Source organism: Paenibacillus sp. J2R1T-4, from assembly GCF_059692235.1.
This window is the reverse complement of sequence record NZ_JCAUBA010000014.1, coordinates 60256-82116: the sequence shown is the minus strand read 5'-3', so window position 1 is coordinate 82116 and position 21861 is coordinate 60256. Positions and strand designations below refer to the sequence as shown.

Annotated in this window: 15 protein-coding genes; 14 read left to right on the top strand and 1 reads right to left on the bottom strand. The window is 49.9% G+C overall.

Going from position 1 to position 21861, the window contains the following annotated elements; genetic code table 11:
• Nucleotides 1-364 precede the first annotated feature (364 nt).
• The 6 genes from AC58QD_RS21820 (at nucleotide 365) to AC58QD_RS21795 (ending at nucleotide 8601) form a co-directional block, all read left to right on the top strand.
• Nucleotides 365-1918 carry a response regulator gene (locus AC58QD_RS21820; protein ID WP_497337123.1) on the top strand — a complete coding sequence of 518 codons (1554 nt, stop codon included), beginning with the start codon at nucleotides 365-367 and terminating at the stop codon, nucleotides 1916-1918.
• Nucleotides 1919-1939: 21 nt separating this feature from the next.
• Entirely contained in the window at nucleotides 1940-3700 is a 1761-nt protein-coding gene (locus AC58QD_RS21815; protein ID WP_497337122.1) for a sensor histidine kinase, read from the top strand.
• Nucleotides 3701-3801: 101 nt separating this feature from the next.
• Nucleotides 3802-4716: an ABC transporter permease gene (locus AC58QD_RS21810; RefSeq protein WP_497337121.1), complete on the top strand. Its 915-nt coding sequence runs from the start codon at nucleotides 3802-3804 to the stop codon at nucleotides 4714-4716.
• Nucleotides 4713-5573, top strand: a complete 861-nt coding sequence (locus AC58QD_RS21805) for a carbohydrate ABC transporter permease (protein ID WP_497337219.1) — start codon at nucleotides 4713-4715, stop codon at nucleotides 5571-5573. The genes AC58QD_RS21810 and AC58QD_RS21805 overlap by 4 nt, the downstream gene beginning before the upstream one ends.
• A 31-nt stretch (nucleotides 5574-5604) precedes the next feature.
• Complete coding sequence (locus AC58QD_RS21800) at nucleotides 5605-7152, top strand: extracellular solute-binding protein (protein ID WP_497337120.1); 1548 nt, start codon at nucleotides 5605-5607, stop codon at nucleotides 7150-7152.
• A 90-nt stretch (nucleotides 7153-7242) separates the two neighbouring features.
• Nucleotides 7243-8601, top strand: coding sequence for an FAD-dependent oxidoreductase (locus AC58QD_RS21795; RefSeq protein WP_497337119.1), 1359 nt, complete (start codon nucleotides 7243-7245; stop codon nucleotides 8599-8601).
• 563 nt (nucleotides 8602-9164) lie between these two features.
• On the opposite strand, the gene AC58QD_RS21790 is transcribed toward AC58QD_RS21795, so the two are convergent.
• A complete protein-coding gene (locus AC58QD_RS21790; protein WP_497337118.1) occupies nucleotides 9165-11420 on the bottom strand; it encodes a helix-turn-helix domain-containing protein in 2256 nt (751 codons plus the stop codon).
• A gap of 246 nt (nucleotides 11421-11666) precedes the next feature.
• On the opposite strand from AC58QD_RS21790, the gene AC58QD_RS21785 reads away from it, so the two are divergent.
• The 8 genes from AC58QD_RS21785 (at nucleotide 11667) to AC58QD_RS21750 (ending at nucleotide 21847) form a co-directional block, all read left to right on the top strand.
• Nucleotides 11667-13346: an extracellular solute-binding protein gene (locus tag AC58QD_RS21785; RefSeq protein ID WP_497337117.1), complete on the top strand. Its 1680-nt coding sequence runs from the start codon at nucleotides 11667-11669 to the stop codon at nucleotides 13344-13346.
• A 62-nt stretch (nucleotides 13347-13408) separates the two neighbouring features.
• On the top strand, nucleotides 13409-14308 hold the full coding sequence (locus AC58QD_RS21780; protein WP_497337218.1) for an ABC transporter permease: 900 nt from the start codon (nucleotides 13409-13411) through the stop codon (nucleotides 14306-14308).
• A 24-nt stretch (nucleotides 14309-14332) separates the two neighbouring features.
• Nucleotides 14333-15211, top strand: coding sequence for a carbohydrate ABC transporter permease (locus AC58QD_RS21775; RefSeq protein ID WP_497337116.1), 879 nt, complete (start codon nucleotides 14333-14335; stop codon nucleotides 15209-15211).
• A gap of 34 nt (nucleotides 15212-15245) precedes the next feature.
• Nucleotides 15246-17216: a family 10 glycosylhydrolase gene (locus tag AC58QD_RS21770; protein ID WP_497337115.1), complete on the top strand. Its 1971-nt coding sequence runs from the start codon at nucleotides 15246-15248 to the stop codon at nucleotides 17214-17216.
• Between the two features lie 170 nt (nucleotides 17217-17386).
• Complete coding sequence (locus tag AC58QD_RS21765; RefSeq protein ID WP_497337114.1) at nucleotides 17387-18220, top strand: NAD-dependent epimerase/dehydratase family protein; 834 nt, start codon at nucleotides 17387-17389, stop codon at nucleotides 18218-18220.
• A 250-nt stretch (nucleotides 18221-18470) separates the two neighbouring features.
• Complete coding sequence (locus AC58QD_RS21760) at nucleotides 18471-19352, top strand: ABC transporter permease (RefSeq protein WP_497337217.1); 882 nt, start codon at nucleotides 18471-18473, stop codon at nucleotides 19350-19352.
• Between the two features lie 34 nt (nucleotides 19353-19386).
• Complete coding sequence (locus tag AC58QD_RS21755) at nucleotides 19387-20268, top strand: carbohydrate ABC transporter permease (RefSeq protein ID WP_497337113.1); 882 nt, start codon at nucleotides 19387-19389, stop codon at nucleotides 20266-20268.
• A 46-nt stretch (nucleotides 20269-20314) separates the two neighbouring features.
• A complete protein-coding gene (locus AC58QD_RS21750; RefSeq protein ID WP_497337112.1) occupies nucleotides 20315-21847 on the top strand; it encodes an extracellular solute-binding protein in 1533 nt (510 codons plus the stop codon).
• The last annotated feature ends 14 nt before the right edge of the window (nucleotides 21848-21861 follow it).

Sequence of the window (21861 nt, the reverse complement as noted above, 5' to 3'; positions counted from 1 at the left end):
GCCAGGTATTTTTTATAGGTTTGCCCAGCATCGGTGCTATCTCTAAGTGCGCTATGTGACTATCCTCCGCTAATTCTCCCGTGTGATTGCTTAAAATACCCTTGTTGCTGCTGCCATCCTTCTGTATTATGATAAAAAGAAGAAGAATGCGGCTCAAGAAGCTCTGGTTAGCCGCCCGCATGTGCTGCTGGTGCGCGCTGACGAAAACTCGCCTCGTTTGGGGCGAGTTTTTTCAACTTCGATCCTTTAGTGAATTAAAGTAGATGTCGATGATTTATACACAGACAGGGTGATTCTGCTAGATTTACACTACTACCACATACGATCTAGCGGTACACAAGACGATGACGAGGAGGGAATCCGGATGAATGTGGTAATCGTCGAGGACGAGAAAGAAATCCTTAACGGGATGAATGAGGTGATAGGTGAGCTTCGTGACCTCTTTGACCAGGTGCATGCATTCGACAATGGCGAAGACGCCTTGCAGTATATTAACGTGCATAAGCCGAATATGATCATCACGGATATTGTGCTTCCCCGTACCTCCGGATTAGAGATGATTGAACAGATTGTATCAAAAGGATACCATCCGAAAATCGTTATTGTAAGCGGATACAATAATTTCGAGTACGCCCAGCGGGGAATTAAGCTCGGTGTGCATGATTATATATTGAAGCCCTTCGACAAACAACAATTCCATACTGTAGTTGTCGGCATGGTAGACGCTATCCTTGAAGAACGGCAGCAGCTGCAGCGGCGTGATCCGGCTGCTTCCGCGCTTGGCGCGAAGACTTTGCGCGATAAATTCCTTCACGGGCTGTGCATGAAGATGACAGCGCTGCATGAGCATGTGTATCATCGACTGAAATTCTGGTCGCTCGATTGGCTGGCCGTCACGGATTATTCTGTTCTTGCGATCGATGTGGCAGGTCTGTCCGACCGATCTCTGGCGGAGAAGGAAACAGATCTGACCAGCTTCGCTATTGGCAACATTGTGGATGAAATAATCCGTGATTATCCGCCATCTGTCTTGTTTCGCAACGCCAGGAATCAGTGGTGCCTGATTACAGGCACTACCGAACTGGATCGACTGACAGATGAAATCGCGGAAAAGGTAGCCACTTATCATAAAGTAACGGTGCGAATAGGAATCAGCTCCCCATCAGGCGGGGTACAATCGCTTGCTGCGGCATATGAGCAAGCAACCCGTGCTCTGCAAATGTGCATCCTTAGCAAACAAGCGGTCAAGCAATATTATGTCTCGCTTGATTTGCGGGAGGGGGAAACGGAGAATCATGCCGAGCGAATTGCCCTTTGTATCATGGTATTGGACATGTCGGGTATTGCAGCAGCCGTTGACACGATGATTAAAGAGCTGGCTTTGCGCAACCGGGCACATGATATACGCGAGCTGTCACGGGTGTGCTTGGAATGTCTGGCCGAGCTTCACGCTTCTCTTTCACAAAGATTCGCTAGCAGTCTGCATCATGTACCGCTCGAATTATGGGAAGCGCTCGACCAGTGCGATAGCTTCGAATCACTGCGGGCCTGTATCGTCGATTATTTGCAGCAGCTGGCGCGAAAAATCTCATCCACGCACTCCCATTTCATGATCGAGAAGGCGAAGCGATTAATCGACTCTAACTATGCCGAGAATATAACGCTTCAAGGAATAGCAGAGACTTTATCCATCCATCCTGTATGGCTGAGCCAGCTGTTCAAAAGGGAATGCCAAATTAATTTTGTCGATTATCTTGCGGATGTCCGCATTGAACATGCCAAATGGCTGCTGCGCGAATCCGATCTCAAAATATATGAAATCGTGCGCGCGGTTGGTTATCAGGATCTGCAGCATTTCGGACAAATTTTCAAAAAGAAAACGGGTCTCTCCCCAAAGGAGTTTCGATTCGGACGATAAGAGAGGGGGACCGTTTACCCTATGAAAAGATGGCGCCTGCCTACCCTAACACTCTACAAAAAGCTGCTCTTCCTGCTCCTTATCTCTGTCTATGTACCGGTATTCATCCTCGGTCTATTGGCTAACAGCAGGTACGGACATCAACTGGAAAAGGCAGCCGAGGCTTTTCTATCGGACAATTTGCAGACCAATGCACGGCGTATTCACGAATGGTTCGATGATGTTGAACGCCGCTCTGTTGATATTTACTCCGCTGAAGCGCTGCAACGGCTGCTGCTCGGGGCCAAAAACGGGATGCCGCAGGAGGTTGACTTCCTATATGAGCTAAGCAAGGTTCGTTATGCGCTTGCAGGGCCGTATGAGCTGAACATCTATCCCGTCGATCTGGACAAATATGCGAACTTCAGCTCTTTGATCGGCAGCATGCCGAAGCTGAGCGGAGACTGGTTCGAACAAGCGTTGCAGTCGGGAGGAAGGGGATTCTGGACATATGAATCTGTTGAGGTATATGGTGTTCGCCGTAACGATTATTATTTCATAAGGCCGATCCGCTCGCTCAATGACCAGTTCCAGAACCTCGGGGTTATGGTCATTCGGGTGCCCAGTGCCTTGGTGCAGAATCGAATGGTTACGAACGAACGTTACTCCAGGTATAAGTTAACGATCATCGATGCAGTCGGGAACAATATGCTTCAGCCGGATTCACCGTTCAATGCTGCCTTCTTCGGAGATATGAAGTCAAGCACTGATGGCGAACGTCTGCAGTCGATTACGAGCGGCGACACATCCTATTACGCTGATTCCTTGCCAATCCGTTACAATAACTGGCGTCTTGCTGCCATCATTCCGAAATCGGACGTGCTAGGTCCAATCAAGAGCATCAAGCAGTATACGTGGCTCACTCTCTGTGCCAGTCTTGCGATTATTACAATCCTGCTTGCGATTCTTACGCGCAATGTGACTGTTCCCCTCCAGACAGTCGTTCGATATATGAGAAAAGTACGACAGGGCGTGCTGGAGAGGTGCTTACCCTATACGCAGCGCAGGGACGAAATCGGTCAGCTTGTAGGCGGGTATAATGCGATGATCGGAGGCATGCTTGATTTGCTCGAAGGGACCAAGCAGTCCGAACGTGAGAAGCGAAAGCTGGAGCTGCAAATGCTGATGCATCAGATCAATCCGCATTTCCTGTTCAATACGCTTGATGCGATCAAGTGGAAAGCGGAATCTGCCCAGCAGGCCAGCATCGCGGAGATGGCGACATCGCTCGCTGACCTTCTGCGGTTCAGTCTGAACGAGGGAGAGGAGATGACAACGCTCGAACGAGAGCTGGAGCATGTCAAATCCTACGTCAATATCGAGCTGCTGCGTAAGGGCGGTTTTCAGATTATGTATCATATCCAGCCTGGTATTCTGAACGCTCCTTTCATGAAGCTGATTCTGCAACCTATCGTGGAGAATGCAATCCGCCACGGCATGGACCGTCTGCAGGGTGGCGAAGGCAAGCTGTTGGTGTCCATTTACCGCGAGGAACGGGATATTGTAAGTGTGGTGGAGGACAATGGACCCGGCGCGCCCGCGGCAACACTGGAACAATTGCATCGGCATTTGTCCGAAGGGACGCGAGAGGGAGGGACAGGCCGAATCGGTCTTGGTCTGCGCAACGTGCACCGCAGGCTGCAGGTCAGCTTCGGGGAGAGCCATGGACTGAGACTGGAGAACAAATCCACTTCCGGTCTGCGTGTCATTATTCGCCATCCGCTGCTCGACCATACTCCATAAATCACCCTTGTGAAATCATAATCCAGCCCTGTTCAATCTAACATCGAACAGGGCTATTATTTTAAATGTAAGCACCAGTCAACCAAGAGGGGGGAACATAAATGGGTAGAACGGCCCGTCTAAGGATGCTGCGGAGATACAGTCCGCTTTATCTCATGCTGTTGCCGGGTTTAATCTACTTCGCGACGTACCGATATGCGCCGATGTTCGGGGCAATCATCGCCTTCAAGGATTTCAACTTCATGAACGGCATTTGGGGGAGCGAGTGGGCGGATCCTTGGTATAAGCATTTTAAATCTTTCATCGATTCCCCCTACTTCTCTACTATTCTGACTAACACGCTGCTCATCTCCATCTACAAGCTGATCTGGGGAATGGCGCCCGGGATTGTGTTCGCCATTCTGCTTAATGAGGTGCGGTTTGCGCCATTCAAGCGCATCGTCCAGACGATTACGTACTTGCCGCACTTTCTGTCATGGGTCATTGTGTACGGAATGCTGCTCATTCTGCTCTCAGAGACGACCGGTCTCGTGAATGTATGGCTAAAGGAGCATTTCGACTTCGCTATCCCATTCCTGACTTCTACGGAGTATTTCCGCAGCGTGCTGATCGGTTCGGAGTTATGGAAGGAATTCGGCTGGAGCGCGATCATCTACCTGGCCGCGATTGCAGGCATCGATCCTACGTTGTATGAAGCGGCGCGTGTCGATGGTGCGGGGAGGCTTCGTTCCATCTGGCACATTACACTACCTGGGATTCGCAATGTGATCGTGCTTCTGTTCATCGTCAGACTCGGCCACATTCTGGATGCCGGCTTCGATCAAGTCTACATCATGTATAACGTGAAGGTATATCCGGTAGCTGATATATTAGACACCTATGTATTCCGAACCGGTCTTGAGCAGTTCAACTTCAGCCTCGCCTCTGCCGTCGGATTGTTCAAATCCATGATAGGATTAGTGCTCGTCGTCGCATCTAATCGGCTGGCCAAGCGATGGGGGGGAAGCATATGGTGACACGCGGCTGGAAAGACCGAATGTACATGACGATCGTTTATGCGCTTCTTTTGCTGGCGGCGATCAGTGTTATTTTCCCGCTCCTGTACGTAATCGCTGTATCGCTGACGCCTTATGCCGAGGTGCTGAAGCAGGGCGGCTTCGCCATCATCCCGCGAAAGGTGACCTTTGAAGCTTATACAACCTTCCTGAATGATTCGAAGATTCCGCAGGCGTATGGAGTCACGGCATTCATTACGATCGTAGGCACCTTAATCAACCTTTTGCTAACGTCTCTAATGGCCTATCCGCTCAGCAAGAAGGACTTGCCTTATCGCAGCACGATTCTGTTCATCGTTGTGTTTACCCTTTTATTCAGCGGGGGGATCATTCCAACCTATTTGGTGGTGAAGGCAACCGGACTTATCAATTCCGTGTGGGCCATGATCCTGCCGGGAGCGGTCAGCGCTTTTTATTTGCTCATTATGAAGACGTTTTTTGAGAATCTGCCGGAGAATCTGGACGAAGCGGCGAAGATCGATGGAGCAAGCGAGACCAGAATATTCATAGCCATCGTATTGCCCCTATCGCTGCCTATTCTTGCTACGGTTGGTTTGTTCTATGCTGTCGGTCACTGGAATGAATTTTTCGGTGCGATCATCTACATCTCAGACAACTCGAAGCATCCGCTGCAGGTTATTCTTAGGGGCATTCTGAACCAGAGTCAGATGCCGGAGCAGGACTTCGAACGAGTGCTGCCGACGGAGACTTTGCAAATGGCGGCCGTCATCTTATCCACGCTGCCGATCCTGGTTGTATATCCTTTTATCCAGAAGTACTTTACGCAAGGAGCTCTTCTGGGTTCGATAAAAGGTTAGCTTGAAACATATGAGAGGGGTATGATTCGTCATGATTAAACGGTTTCCACTCGTTATGAGCGCTGTGCTCGGAACCACTCTGGTCTTATCGGCATGCGGCGGCAGTTCCACCAAGGAAGAGGGAGCCCCATCCGCTTCGCCTGGTCAGCCTTCGTCCAGCGCTTCTGCATCGGCCAAACCTACCGCACCCGTCAAGCTTACCATGCTTCGCAGCGGCACCGGTTTGCCTGCGCCCGACAAGGACGTCATTTTACAACAGCTCAATAAGGATCTGAATATGGCTCTTGAGATTTCCATGGTTCCTTCTGAATACGATCAACAGTTGAATGTCCGATTGGCAGGCGGAACACCTCCCGACATTTTTACGGTGAACAAGAATCAAATGTTCTCCTATGCCAAACAAGGAATGCTTCTAGACCTGACCCCTTATTTGAAAAAAATGACGAATCTGACAGATGCGAATGGATTCTCGCAAACGTTCATGAAAAAAGGGCAAGTGAGCGGCAAGCAGTTCGGAATTCCTTATAGGCCGCTTATTCCGGTGCAGACGACATTCTGGGTGCGGCAGGATTGGCTGGACAAACTGAATTTGAAAGCACCGGCAACATTAGACGAGCTTAAAGCAGTTGCCAAGGCTTTCGTGGAGAAAGATCCCGACGGCAATGGGAAGAAGGACACGATCGGCATCACCGGCAACGGCTTCGAGGGTACGCTTAGCCCGTTCTTCGCAGCATTCGGTGTCGCAGCCCCCGGCCATTTCATGATAAAGGATAACAAGGTGGTCTATTCCACTACGCTGCCCGAGACAGCCAAAGCGGTGGACTACATTAAAGGGATGTTAGATGAAGGCTTGATCGATCCCGAATTCCTTACCAATACAGGGCTCTCCCATCAAGAGAAGGCATTCAAGGGCCAAGCGGGCATTGTGTATGCGCATTGGGCGCACCTCAAGCGTCCGGATATGGAGCAGAAGATGAACTCGATCAATCCGAATCAGAAGTGGACGCAGCTTGACGCCATGACTGGACCTGGCGGCAAATTCGCGGATATGTACGACGAGGGTAACACGAGCGGCCGCTATGTACTCCCTAAGTCTCTGGAGAAGGAACCGGAGAAGGTAGAGAAAATTATTGAATATCTGAATTACGTCTCAGGCGGTAAAGGACAGCTACTTGTCAATTACGGCATTGAAGGGGTCCACTACAAGATGAATGGCAGTCAGGTTGTTGTAGACCAAGACAAGGTGGCGGAAATCGGGCAAGCGACGATTCACCAGCTTACGGGCCGGATCGAAATGGAATATTTGAACGCACGCTTCCCTGGCCAGAAAACGTATTTCGAATTCACGAACAAATTGCCGGTTATCCGCATTTACGACGGATTTATTCCAGTGCCGGATGGCGTGAACATGACGGATAAAGCCAAATACGAGCTGGAGGAGATGGTCAAGTTCGTCTACGGCAAACGGCCGTCAAGCGATTTGCCGGCCTTTATCAAGACGCTGCAATCGACCTATCAGCTCGACAAAATCATGACTGAAGCGGATAAGGAATTGAAGGCGCTTGGATTGATTAAATAACCCCCCAGGGTGGAGAGATGTAAATAGACGAAACGGGACTGAACGGGGGCGACTTGCTCCCGTTCTCCGATTGCGAAGGAGTGAAGCTGTATGGGAGAACGAAATTACGATTACAATACGGTGCTCGCAGTTACCGCTAATTACGATATTGTTGTGTTCGGCGGCGGTCCGGCGGGCTGCGTAGCCGCGATCCAGGCTGCCAGGGAAGGAGCCCGAGTGGCGCTAGTAGAGAAAAACGGCATGCTCGGCGGGACGACCACAGTTGCTGCAGTCAATTTCCCAGGTCTGTTCCATACCCGATCAGGAAGGCATGTCATTCGCGGGATTGGCTGGGAAATCATCGAAGAGACGGTAGCCCGCGGCGGAGCCGTGCTGCAGGATTTCTCGGTCCCTTATTCGCCGCGGAGGCATCCGGAGCATCACATTTCCGTCAATCGGTTCGTCTATGCTACCGTGTTAGACGATATGTGTATCGATGCAGGCGTGACACTGCGGCTTCACGAGATGGCGGCTGCGGTCCGAACGGATGGAGATCGGCAGATGGTGGTGCTTGCCGGCAAATCGGGACTGACCGCAGTTAGGGCCCATAAGCTCATCGATTCCACGGGCGATGCCAATATCGCCTCCCTGATGGGCTATAAGCTCGAGGAAGATGAGCACAAACAGCCGGGAACGCTGATTTATCGGCTAGGCGGCTATAAGCTTTCCGATGTTGATCAGGCTGCGCTGCAGCGTCTCTCGAGTGAGGCTCTGACAGCGGGTGAGCTGTTGCCAACCGATTATTCGAATCCTGGGCCTGATTTACCCCCGTTATGGAAGGAGCTGCGATCCGGCGGTGGGAATTCTAACCACATCACAGGTATCGACGCTGCTACTTCGCAGGCGAAGACAGCTGCCGAACTCAAAGCACGGGCTGCTCTGCTTCGGGCATACCGGCTGCTACGCCAAGTTCCGGGCTGCGAGAAGCTCCTAGTCGAGGATGTTGCCGTTGAATGCGGCATCCGCGACACGCGGCGTATTCTTGGTGAGACACGGATTACCGGGGATGCCTATAAAACCGGGTATGTGTGGCCAGATGCGGTATGTTACAGCTATTATCCCATTGATATTCACCGCCACAATGACAATACGATAGATATTCGTCCGCTTGAGGACGGGATCGTAGCGACGATCCCCTACAGTGCGCTCATCCCCCGTGGGAGCGGGGGAGATCTTCTTGCGGCCGGCCGGTGTATTTCCGGAGATGCCGAAGCGCACTCCGCCTACCGCGTGCAGGCGTCCAGCATGGCGATCGGTCAGGCGGCTGGAGCGGCCGCGGCCATCGCAGCGAGACGCAGCATCTCCGTGAGAGATGTCGATGTGGAGGAGCTGCGGGGAATATTGCACCGCAATGGTGCAGTCGTGCCGGATCGTAACCCATCCCCATCTCCTACTCATGTACCCAATTGAACTTATAGGCCAACAACCTCTGTAGAGATCTCTCTTCAGAGGTTTTCCTATGTCTCAAAATAATTGGATAAAAAAGGTGATCATGAGTGAAGAATAACCAGTAACATCAAGGGCAGGCGGTGGGATCATGTTCTTAAAGCGCACAATGAGGCTGAAGCAAAAAAAGCAAAAAGCAGCAGCGGAATTGGTCGATGGAGGGAAAAGTGGGGGTGGGCGGATTGTTTAGCTAGACAGCGGGGTGAATGAACTGCAAAACCTGCAGCTAATTTCTCTTAAGCAATAGCTATTTCAAATATTACTGCAAAACCTGCATCTAATTATTAGAGTTATACCGAAATGGACCGGATTTCATAGAATTAACGGTACGAAATGCAGTTATTTTGGTAAAAAGCCTCAATCTCAGAAAATTAACTGCAGCTAATGCAGTTAAAATCGAAATACAGTTTACCGCTATGGAGCACAGGGGATCGATAGTCTAATATAAGCAAAAGACAGCTGCTCGAATCGATCAGCTGTCTTTGATACGCTAGCGAACATTATACACACAACCCGACGCAGCCCGATTATTGCATCTCAGCAATAACGACACGTTTCTCCCGCCTGTATTCCCCCGGGGTGATGCCCGTCAATCTTCGGAACATCCTCGTGAAGGAATTCGCATTCTGATACCCAACCTGTACGGCCACTTCGTGAATTCTGCAGTCGGTAGCTTCCAGTATTTGTTTGGCCTGCATGATTCGGATGTCGTCGAGACAGTCACCGAAGGTTTTGCCGGTTTTGTTCTTGATATATTTGCACATGTAGCCAGAGGACAGATGTAGCTTCTCGGCAACTGCGTCCGGGCCGATGTCTTCCCCGTAATGCTGCTCCATATAAGCGAGCACATACTCGATAATCGGGTCTTTTTCCATCTTCTTGCTGGTGATCATAGCGGCAGCACAGCCGATCCAGGCTGCAAAGAAGACGTCGTACTGCTCCTCGGTTACGAACTCCTTGATCTGTTCGTAAGGCGACAACTCTTCCTGCAAATCCCCTGCGTTAATATTTTGCAGCATGAGCGCCAATAGCGTCTTGGACACGACTTCGTTCGCCAACTGCCGGTATTGCTCGGCCGTGCCGTTCAATTGAAGGCGGTTCATCATTCGCCGGACCATCAACAAACTATCCACCTCGTTGCCGGCTGCAAGATGCGCGGTGAACTCCTTCTCTTCCGCAGGTGTCAGGTGGAAGTCCGACTGCGGACCAATCCGGTCCGTAATAATCTGCGTTTCATTGTTCAGCTTACGTCGGCGAACCATGTCCCGCGCTTCTTCATAAGCGGCCGTGAATGCGCTGGGGCTGCTTTGCGCCGGATTAAGCGCAATGGTCACGTAATAGTAATCGCTATCTGTATCGAACACATGCTTCATGCTGCCGAGCATATCCAGCAAGGCACCCGCGGCATCCGATTCAGCGAACACAATCGAGAAAATGAGATCCTTCTCCATCTGCACGGTTTCTGACTGTGGAAACACCTGCTGCATATTTAATTGGATAAATTCAAGAATGTGTGACTTCTTCTGTTCCTCAACGACCAGCTCATGATAACGACGGGTGAAATGGAGATGAAACATAACGAAGAAATACGGTTTGGACGTATCGATCAGGCTTTGCACATCGTTGCTGCCGATCGGAATGCTTTTCACTTTGTTCAGATATCCGTATTTTTTGAGCAGCGTATTTTTATGCTGAAGATCCTTATGGATGCTTCGATTGGAAGCTATAATGGTCCGCAGGTTGTCGAAGATCATATTGAATTCGTTGATTTTGCTGTCGAGCTGGATGTTTGGATTCATTTTATACATCGACTCGATAATTCTCTGGATCGGACTCTTGAACCGGATGCTCAGCAGGACTGAAATGATCAGACTAAGCAGAAGGGATAGCGCGAGAAGTACGATCAGAACTACGCTTAGGCGGTATACTTTGGAAGCGATGTTCTGGTTCGGAATGACGTTGACGTAGGTTAAGCCGGATTTCTCACCCTTAGCGTAGAAGTAGTAGTTGTTGTCCTTTGTCAAATAATGCACGGATGGATCGAACGATAGCTCGGGCGTTGATTGCCCTTGCTTGCCTGTGCTGTAGAAGACCGTTCCGCCGCTGTCCGTCATATAGAAAAGGTCCGTAACCGACAAATGATATTTTTGATAAATGGCGGGGGCATCGAGAAAAGCTGCTATATAATACTGCTTTTGCAGCTTGCTTTTGACGATAACAGGAAAGAACGTTCCGGCCGTTTGAATGGAGCCGTTAAAATTTCTACGCTCGAATTCGGCGGCAGGAAAGATTTTGACATGATAGTCCTCATCCATCTGCTTGGCCCAAAAAGCGGCGTCATACGTGGAATTGAGGTACTGATTGCCGAACATGTCGGCTTCTTTCATCAGACCGCTTTTATCGACCAGAAAGGAATGACGGCTGTTATAGAGAAATACATTATCTAACCCCAAATTCTTATAGATCGTGACTAACGACGTAAATTCATCAGCCAAATCGTTCATGGCAAAAAAGTTGGAGCTGTCTCGATTGAGAGCGGTTACATTTGGATTGTTATAAAAAGCAGAAGCCACTTCCTCCATTAGTTGGAAATGCTCTTCATAGTTGGACACTGTGTTGCTCATGTGCAGCTTGTTGTACGTAATGACTTCTTCTCGAATGCTTCCGGTAAAAAAGTTGAAAGACAGCGCGTTGAAAATAAAGGAAATAACAATAATAACGATAAAACCGAGAAGCAGCTTAGTAAATAACGAGTTCCGTTTCAACCGAAAAACGTCGATCATCGTCCGCACTCCCTTGCTCCAGATCTTATTGCTTCCATCATAGTCGATTTTACGGCAAAAGGGGAACATTCAATTTCATACCCTTTATTCATTCCCGGACATTTCACGTAGATTAAGCCCGGAACGGAATAAAGTGGCAGAAACGGACGCTATCCAAGCTTCGGGTGCAGCGGTTACGCTATACATGTAAGCGGCTTCATCCTAGCAGCTTGCTGAATTACAATCATTGGAGGGGGAATGCACAAGATGAAAAAGGTGAGCCTTCTATCGGCAACACTTATATGTGCGCTATCGCTTGCTTTGTCAGGCTGCACAAGTGAGAAGGGGGACAAGGGAACACCCCAAGATTCTTCCCAACCGCAAGAAAGCACGAAACCGCAGGATAGCGGAGCGGCAAGCGGTATGAAGGACGGCAAGTACGACCCGCCGATCACGCTGTCGACTGTAAGAGCGCAGCAGCCAACGGTGAAGTTCGCGCAAGGAGATTCGATTGAGAACAACATATGGACCCGCGCTTATGAGAAGGAATACGGCATCAAGCTCAAAACGTTATGGGCAGTCGATCCGACTCAGATGGAACAGAAGATGAATCTGACGATCGCGTCAGGCGATATCCCCGATTTCTTCCAGGCCACGGCCACCCAATTCAAACAGCTCGCCGAAGCGGGATTGATTGCCGATATGACGGAGGCTTACAACAAGTATGCGTCGGACGGCGTCAAGAAGCTGCTGACAGAAGGCGGGGACAATGCCCTGAAATCGGCCACCATCGACGGCAAGTTTATGGCCATCCCGTTCACATCGCCAAGTAAAGAAGGCTCTCAGATGGTCTACATTCGAACGGATTGGCTGAAGAAGCTGAACCTGCCGGAGCCCAAAACGATGGACGATCTGCTCAAAATCAGCGAAGCGTTCACAACCAAGGATCCCGACGACAACGGCAAGAACGATACGTATGGCCTCGCCATAGACAAAGATTTTGCCATTCTAACTGGCTTCTTCAACAGCTTCCATGCGTATTCGGGCATTCACATCAAGGACGCTAGCGGTAAATTAACGTACGGGACCATCCAACCGGAAATGAAAAACGCGCTCAGGAAGCTGCAGGAGATGTTCAAGGCGGGGCAAATCGATCCGGAATTCGGCGCGAAAAACACGACCAAAGTGTACGAAACGATCGCGAATGGCAAAATCGGGATGTTTTATAACGGACCCTATGCCGGACTGTTCCCATTGCAAGCAGCAAAGGACAAAGACCCGTCGATGGAATGGAAAGCGTTCCCGCTCACTTCCGTTAACGGAACAACGGCCAAATCGCAAGTCCAGCTCGGCGTGTCGGGTTACTGGGTCGTGAAAAAAGGTGTCAAAAACCCAGAGGCAGTTCTCAAAATGCTCGACTTTTGGCTGAAGACATACTATGACAACAAATCCGACGATATCTACAAGGAGTTCAATACGTCGCCAGCGGACAATAACCAGGTCTGGCTCCTCAATGCTGTATCCGCTTATAAATCGTTCAAGAACGTCGATGAAAGCTTGCGTATTATCGAAGCGATTGATACGAAGGATTTGTCGAAGCTGACACCCGAGGACAAAGGCGTACACGAGAAAATTCAAAAGTTCCAAGCCGGCGATCGCAGCAACTGGGGCTGGAATCTGATATTCAACAAAGGCGGCTCGATGTCGGTTGCCGATTACTATCGGAAAAACAATCTGTATGTCAGCAACGAGTTTATTACGACACCACTGCCTTCGATGATCGAGAAGGGCGCCGCGCTCGCCAAGATGGAATCCGAAGCGTTGACCAAAATCATCCTGGGGCAATCGTCTATTGACGAATTCGACAAATACGTGGAGCAGTGGAAAAAACAGGGCGGCGATGAGATTCTCAAGGATGTCAACGAGTGGTACCTCAAGAACAAGTAAGCCGGTTGAAGGACGGGGGCGATACCTCGCTCCCCGTTCCACCTTCTCCACTCCACGGGAGAATGAGCACTCGCAAGAAACTGGCAAATTGGCAGCTGCATCTGATGATTGTGCCGGGGCTTATCCTGGTGCTTATATACAGCTATGGACCTATGTTCGGGATTGTCATCGCGTTTCAGAAGTACATCCCGGCCAAAGGCTTTTTCGGCCCCGAATGGGTCGGATTGTACAACTTCCGCTATGTGATGAATTTGCCGGATACGCTCGAGGTGTTGAAAAACACTGTGTTCATCGCACTTATGAAAATTGTAGCCGGGCTGTTCGTTCCGATTACGACCGCCCTCCTGCTCAATGAGATTCTGGTCAAATTCGTCAAACGCAGCATTCAAACGCTCATTTACTTGCCGCATTTCTTATCGTGGACGATCTTGGGCGGCGTGCTGATCGATCTGTTGTCTCCCTCCGTCGGTATCGTCAACGAGATTATCCAGTTTTTCGGGTTCAAGCCGGTTTATTTCCTCGGCAACAACGACTGGTTCCCTTACGTGCTTGTCACATCGAATATCTGGAAGGAATTCGGCTTCAGCACCATCATCTATTTAGCGGCGTTAACGAGCATTAACCCTTCGCTGTACGAAGCTGCCATTGTGGACGGGGCCGGCCGATTGCGCCAGACATGGCATATTACGCTTCCGGGGATGCGGCCGATTATCGTGCTGTTGGCGACGCTCAGCCTCGGCAATGTGCTGAATGCAGGGTTCGATCAGGTATTCAACCTGTACAATCCGCAAGTGTACGAAAGCGGCGATATTATCGATACTTACGTGTACCGGATGGGTCTGATCAGCGCCCAATACAGCCCGGCTACGGCGATTGGGCTGCTTAATTCGCTTATTTCCTTCGCGCTGATCTCCATTGCGTATTTACTGGCGTACCGATTTGCCAAGTATCGAATATTTTGAAACCTATGAAAGGTGGGAGGTGTGATGCGGGCATCCGGATGGAGAATCGGATTCAACATCTTTAACTATACTTTTATGGGCTTGCTGGGCGTGTTGTGCCTATTACCATTGGTACACGTACTCGCCGTCTCGCTAAGCGTGAACGAAGCAGCATCAGCCGGTATAGTCAAGCTGTGGCCGGTTGGCTTCAATATAACGTCTTATTCCTATGTGCTCGGCAAGGAAGAATTTGTCCGGTCGCTTGTCGTTTCGGTGAAACGTGTGCTCCTCGGGACCTCGATCAATATGGTGATGACAGCGCTGCTTGCCTATCCCTTGTCCAAGGAATCGGCTAAGTTCAGATCGCGCACGTTGTATGTGTGGATTTTCGTCATTACGATTTTGTTCAGTGGGGGGCTCATTCCGTACTACATGATTATCAAAGCGACCGGCTTGCTCGATACGATCTGGGCACTCGTCCTACCAGGCGCAGTGCCGGTGTTCAGCGTCATCCTGTTGCTGAATTTTTTCCGGGGACTGCCGAAGGAATTGGAGGAAGCGGCTTTTATAGACGGAGCCGATCACTTCACTACGCTCATCCGAATTTATTTGCCGCTGTCGACGCCTGCACTAGCAACGCTTCTGCTGCTGACAATGGTCGGTCACTGGAATAGCTGGTTTGACGGTCTTATATTTATGAATTCCCCCGAGCATTACCCGCTGCAAAGCTATTTGCAGACGATTGTAATCCAGAAGGATTTCTCCACGTTGACCGAATTGAATTCGGAAGCACTGAAGGAAATATCCGATCGGACGGTGAAAGCGGCACAAATCTTCATGGGTGCGTTGCCCGTGCTAGTGGTGTACCCATTCCTGCAAAAGTATTTCATGAAAGGCATCGTGCTAGGAAGCGTGAAAGAATAAGCATGCGGCACTTTACGCAAAGGAGCGAATTAAAATGAGATTCAGACAAATTCACCTCGACTTTCACAATCATGAGAATGTGCAGATCGGTACCCGGTTTTCCAAGCGTCAGTTTCAGGAGATGCTGCAGCTAGGCCATGTGGATTCGATTACCATCTTCGCCAAGTGCTTTCACGGCTGGGCGTATTACGATACGCAAAAGTTCGAGAAGCATCCCGGGCTGCAGTTCGACCTCCTGGGCGAAATGATCGAAGCGGCCCACGAAATTGGTGTGAAGACACCTGTTTACATCAACGTCGGATTAAGCGAACATCTTGCAAGACGGCATCCCGAGTGGCTCATGCGCGACGAGAACGACCGGACGACATGGGATGCGGGCTTTAAGGAGCCTGGCCTGCACGTGTTCTGCTTCCATTCACCCTATCTGGAACGCATCGTGCAGCAAATCGAAGAGGTCGTTACGAACTATGACGCGGACGGCATCTTCCTCGACATCGTTTATCCGAAGGCATGCTACTGCCACAATTGCCGGGCGACACTACTCTCAGAAGGGAAAGATCCGAGAGATAAGCAGGCAGTTATGGAGCTGGCGGAACGGGTCTATGCCAACTATACGTCGCAGGTTAATGAGCGGGTACGGGCGATCAAGCCGGGCATGGCCGTATTCCACAATAGCGGCATTCGCTGCGGGCGCCGTGACATTGCAGCGATGAACAGTCATCTCGAAGTCGAATCGCTGCCATCGGGCGGCTGGGGCTACGATTACTTTCCGATTTCCGCACGCTATTTGCAGCAGATCGAAACGAATATCGTTGGCATGACCGGACGTTTTCACAAAAACTGGGGCGAATTCGGCGGGTACAAGCATCCGAATGCCATTCGATTCGAAGCCGCCCTCAGTCTGGCGCACGGAACACGCTGCTCGGTAGGCGATCATCTGCACCCAGACGGGATCATGGATCCAATCGTCTATAGCATGGTGGGAGACAGTTACAGGGAAGTCAAAGACAAAGAGCCTTGGTGTACGGATGTCCATAATGTGGCCGACGTCGCCGTTCTGCAAGTCGAATCACTTGGTCCTTCGGAGGAACGGATGGGCCGCTCCGATGTTGGCGCATACCGGATTTTGCAGGAAGGGAATGTGTTGTTCGATTTTATCGATACGGAATCGGACTTTGCCCTATATAAAGTTGTCATATTGCCGGATAAGGTGCGGATCACGTCCAAGCTTGCCGAGAAATTGGCGCGTTATTTCGAAAGAGGCGGTAAGGTGCTGGCTACTGGAGAATCTGGGCTAAACGAAGCAGGTGATGCGTTTGCGATCGATTTCGGCGTAAAGTGGATCGGTCCCAATCCGTTTCAGCCCGATTTTTTCAGGCCGCATTTTGCGACTCGCAGTTTGGGGGAAGGCGCCTTCGTCTTCTATGCGCAGGGGCAAAAGGTGGCTCTAAGCGCGGGTGGAACCGAATTGGGCGTACGCGAAGATCCTTATTTCAACCGTGACGTGAACGCCTATTACTTCACTCACACGCCGAACAGCCGCAACGATGCAGGGCCCGGAATGGTCGAAAGCGCGAACGGAATTTACCTCGCTTGGAACGCATTTCACGATTACGGGGAGAACGGAAGCCTGTTCGTCAAAGAGACGATCCTGCATGCGCTTGACCAGCTCCTCGGCAACGGCAAAACGCTCGCTACAAGCTTGCCGTCTGGAGGCATTGTTTCCCTGCAGCATCAGCCGGGCGAGTCGAGATACGTGAATCATCTCTTGTACGCATTGCCGGTCAAGCGGGGCAAGGATATGGAGATAATTGAAGATATAACACCGCTTTATGAGATCGACGTTGCACTGAACCTCTCGGAACAAGTGAACCGGGTGTACCTGGCGCCGCAGCTGGTAGAGCTTCCTTACCAACAAGAAGGCTCGACTATCCGCTACAAGGTTCCGGTTATCAATTGCCATCAGATGATTGTCATTGAGTATCAATCGATGGCGGCCAAGTGATCCAATGATCCTAAATTGCCGTCCTCTTAGTGAACATCCCTCCGCTTTTGAGCGGCAGGGATGTTTGGATTGCGGGAGCCCTTTTAACAAAGTGGCGCTTGACCTGTCAAAGATAAATTATATATAATTTATTTATAATATATATAATAACACGAGAAAGGAAGAGCAATATGACTATCTTAATAACGGGTGCGAACGGAAAAATCGGCACCAAATTGCTTGAGTCGATGGTCGTCGATCGTGAGCTGATTTGTCTATCGCGGAATAAACCGACCGTAGACGCCCCTTATGTAAAAGGAAATTTCGATTCGTTCGAGGATTTATGCAAGCTGGATGGCTATCAGATACATACCGTGATCCATCTGGCAGCTGTTCAAACCGGTTTTTCCGAAGACGAGATTTTTGGCACTAACTTACTGGGGACGAGGAGGTTGTTCCGGTACTTGATCGATCGGGGTTGTAAAAAATTCATTTCGATCAGTTCGATTGCAGCGGTTGGCTGTCTGGATATCAATTTCCTCCCCTTGCAGCTTCCGATTCCCGACGATCATCCTTGTTTGGCAACGGACGCGTACGGCACCTCCAAAGCCCTCGTTGAGGAATTGAACAAGTATTCTAACAGGAAGTCGCCGGCAACGGATTTTATTAATTTACGATTAGGTTCCGTTGTGGAAAACGAAGAGATCTGGGATCGCAGCGAGGTCAAACGCCATTCTTCCTTGAACATTCCATTCGCGAATTTAAGCAAAGTACTCATGAGTGATGTGGTCAGAGCGATCGCCACAGTCGTTGATGCACCGCTTCAATATGGTGTTCGTACATATAATGTGGTCGGCAAGCAAGCATGCTGCGATCATCCTGTTATGGAGAAAGTGGAAAGTATATTCGGTGATCGATTAAAGAACGTGGACCTCTCCTATTATCAACAAGCAGGCAATGAGATCGCTCCCTTGTTCGACATGACCAAAATAAAAAATGAGCTGGGATTCGAACCTGCAAGGTAGGGGGAGACAACTGACGCAAATAAGCTGCCCTTCAGGCTGGAATGGACACTTCCTGATGGGTAGCTTTTTTCTGCATCCTAATCATTTGCACACCATCCTGCCGAGGAATGGTCCTCTCCTGATTATTCGGCTGCGGAAGCCTCAAAGTACGATTAGGATTATAGACGGCACTATGCGAGAGGGGCTACTTTTAGGATGAATACGATTACACAATAGATAGAAAGGAGGCATACTTCCATTGGCCGTACTCATGCGCAACAAATGGCTATATGCGATGCTTCTCCCCGGACTGATTTATTTCCTTATCTTCAAGTATTTACCGATGTGGGGGATGTTCATTGCATTTCAGAACTATCAGCCGTTTTTGGGTATACTGGGCAGCAAATGGGTTGGCCTTGCGCATTTCGAACGCTTTTTCAGCGATTCCGATTTCTGGATGCTGTTCCGCAATACGCTCATGCTGGCCTTGTACAACATCGTTTTCTTTTTTCCGCTGCCGATCATTCTTGCATTGTTATTGAATGAATTGCGGTTGGAAGCATTCAAACGAACGATTCAAACGATCATTTATGTTCCGCATTTCATTTCCTGGGTTGTCGTGATAGGCATCTGCTATACTTTATTTACGATTCAGGACGGGATTGTCCCGCACCTGATGACATCGACAGGCTTGGAGCCTGTTGATGTGCTGCAGAGCTCGGAATGGTTCCGGACGATGGTTACTTCTCAAGTGATCTGGAAGGAAGCGGGTTGGGGAACAATTATCTTTCTTGCAGCTATCAGCGGAGTCGACCCTCAGCAATACGAGGCCGCGACGATAGACGGAGCAGGCCGCCTTCGCCGGATGTGGCATGTTACGCTGCCTGCCATCAGAAGCACCATTATTATTTTGCTTATTTTGCGGCTAGGCCATTTTCTGGATACGGGCTTCGAGCAAATCTTCCTGATGCTGAATTCCTTGAATCGGGAAGTGGGCGAAGTGTTCGATACTTATGTGTATACGGTTGCGATCCAACAAGGCAATTACAGCTACAGCACGGCAGTAGGGTTGTTCAAATCACTGATCGGGGCGATCCTTGTCATCGCGGCCAATTACGGAGCCCGTAAGGCAGGGGAGGATGGCATATTTTGAATACGCTTAACTCCAAGGAACGGTGGTGGCTCCCATGACTCGCAATTTCTCCTTTTCCAGCCGTTTATTCGATACGTTTAACGTCATTTTTCTTAGCGCGGTTTCGCTTGTAACTTTGCTGCCCTTCCTGTATGTCATCGCCAGTTCTCTGGCAGCTCCGGAGGAGGTAGCACAAAAACAGTTTCTGTTGTTTCCAAGCAAGTTCGATTTAAGCGCCTACAAGTACATTTTCTCGACAGGTGCCATCACCCGAAGCTTATGGGTCTCGATCATGATAACCGCATTGGGAACGATCACCAATCTGTTAATGACCAGCCTAATGGCTTATCCTCTCGCTAGAAAAGATCTGGGTTACCGTCGAGGCGTACTCTTTCTTGTCACGTTCTCGATGATTTTCAGCGGCGGCATGATTCCGACATTTCTGGTCGTCAAGGCTGTGGGAATGATGGATTCCTATCTGTCCCTTATCGTTCCGGGTGCAATTAGCGCCTTTTACCTGATTGTGCTCAAAAACTTTTTCCAGCAGCTGCCCGATGGCCTGGAAGAGTCCGCTAAGATCGACGGCTGCAACGATTTTCAGATTTTCTATAAAATTATACTGCCGCTGTCCAAGCCAGCTTTGGCAACATTAACGTTATTCTATGCTGTGTCCCATTGGAACAGCTATTTCTCAGCCGTGCTGTACATCAACGATGCTGCCAAGTGGCCCATTCAGGTGCTGCTGCGGCAAATTGTCATCCTCTCGCAAGGGGGATTCGGCGATTCGACGCAATTCAGCGATGCGTTCGTGGTCCCGCCTGCTGTAACGATTAAGATGGCGGTTATTGTAGTATCCATGGTTCCTATATTGTGTGTATATCCGTTTCTGCAAAAACATTTTGCCAAAGGGCTCTATCTCGGTTCCGTAAAAGGTTGAGGGTACCGCGGGTAACGTGCGTAAACTATAAGGAGGGTTTAAGAATATGAAAAAAAAGCTTGCCACGATTAAAAGAGTATCTCTCATGACAGCAGCAACAGGTATGCTGGTCGGGACGATTGCAGGCTGCAGTACAGCCGATTCGCCCAAAGCTTCGCCAGGGTCTTCGACTGCGCCAGGCGCAACAGCTACCGCTACCGCCAAGAAGCAGGTAACCGTGTCTATTATGGTCCCGCAGTTCACGACCGAGCCGATCAAACCCGACAGTGCGGCTGTTAAGAAGATAGAGGAGTATACCGGCGTTAAATTGGAGATGAACTGGGTCGTGGGTGCCGCCTACCAGGAGAAGCTCAACGCCACCATTGCCTCCGGCACGATGCCAAAAGTATTGACCGTGACAAACAACAAAGAAGCGAACATCGTCAATGGCGCCCGCTCCGGCATGTTCTGGGAGATCGGCGGTTACTTGAAGGACTATCCGAATCTAAGCAAGCTGAATACGCAAATTGTTAACAACATCTCCATTGACGGCAAGCTGTACGGATTGCCGCGCACACGCCCGATTAGCCGGCAAGGAATTATATTCCGCAAAGACTGGCTCGACAATTTGGGGCTTCAGCCTCCGAAGACGACTGATGATCTCTACAACATCCTGGAAGCGTTTACGAACAAAGATCCGGACAAGAACGGGAAGAACGATACGTTCGGTCTGAGCGATCAGGGCATTGCCTTTAACGATTTGGCTATTTATTTTGGCGCTCCGAACAAATGGGGCGTACAAGCGGGCAAGCTGATTCCGGATTTCACCACGCCTGAATATTTGGAAGCGATGCAATTCACCAAGCGTCTGTACAGCGAGAAGCTGATGAACCAAGATTTCCTGATCGTCAAGGACGGGTATGTAGCCAACATCAATCAAGGCAAAGCCGGGGTAGTGGTAACGTCCGTTGATAGTGTAACAACAGCCTTGTACGCAGATCTGAAGAAATTGAATCCGAACGCGGTGCTTGATATTACAACAGGTCTGCGAGGACCTAAGGGTGAGTATTCCCTAGGAGGTGCTGCCTTTCTGGGCACACTTATGTTTCCGAAGAGCAGCGTAAAGACGGAACAGGATTTGAAGGATATGCTGCAGTTTTTCGATAAAATGACAGACCAGACTATGATCGATTTGACCTTGTATGGGGTAGAGGGGCACACATACACGCTTGAGAATGGAGTCCCTAAGATCAATTCGGATTTGTACAACAACGAAATCAACCCGCTGAATCAGATCATGGTGAAATTGGGTGTGTTCGGACCTAAGAAGGGCGATTCTCCTATGGAGACCAAATGGAAACAAATATTGGTGGAGAACGAAAAGAAAGCGGTATTCGATCCAACCGTACCGTTCATCTCACAAACTTTCGTGGAGAAAGGCGCTCAATTGGACAAACAAATTCAGGATGCGCGCAACAAATTCATCATTGGGGAGCTGGACGAAGCCGGATGGAAGGGTGCGATTGACACGTGGCGCAAGAACGGCGGAGACAAGATTGCGGAAGAATATTCGGCTGATTACGCCAAGGCTCGCAAGTAGACGGGAGAGGACAA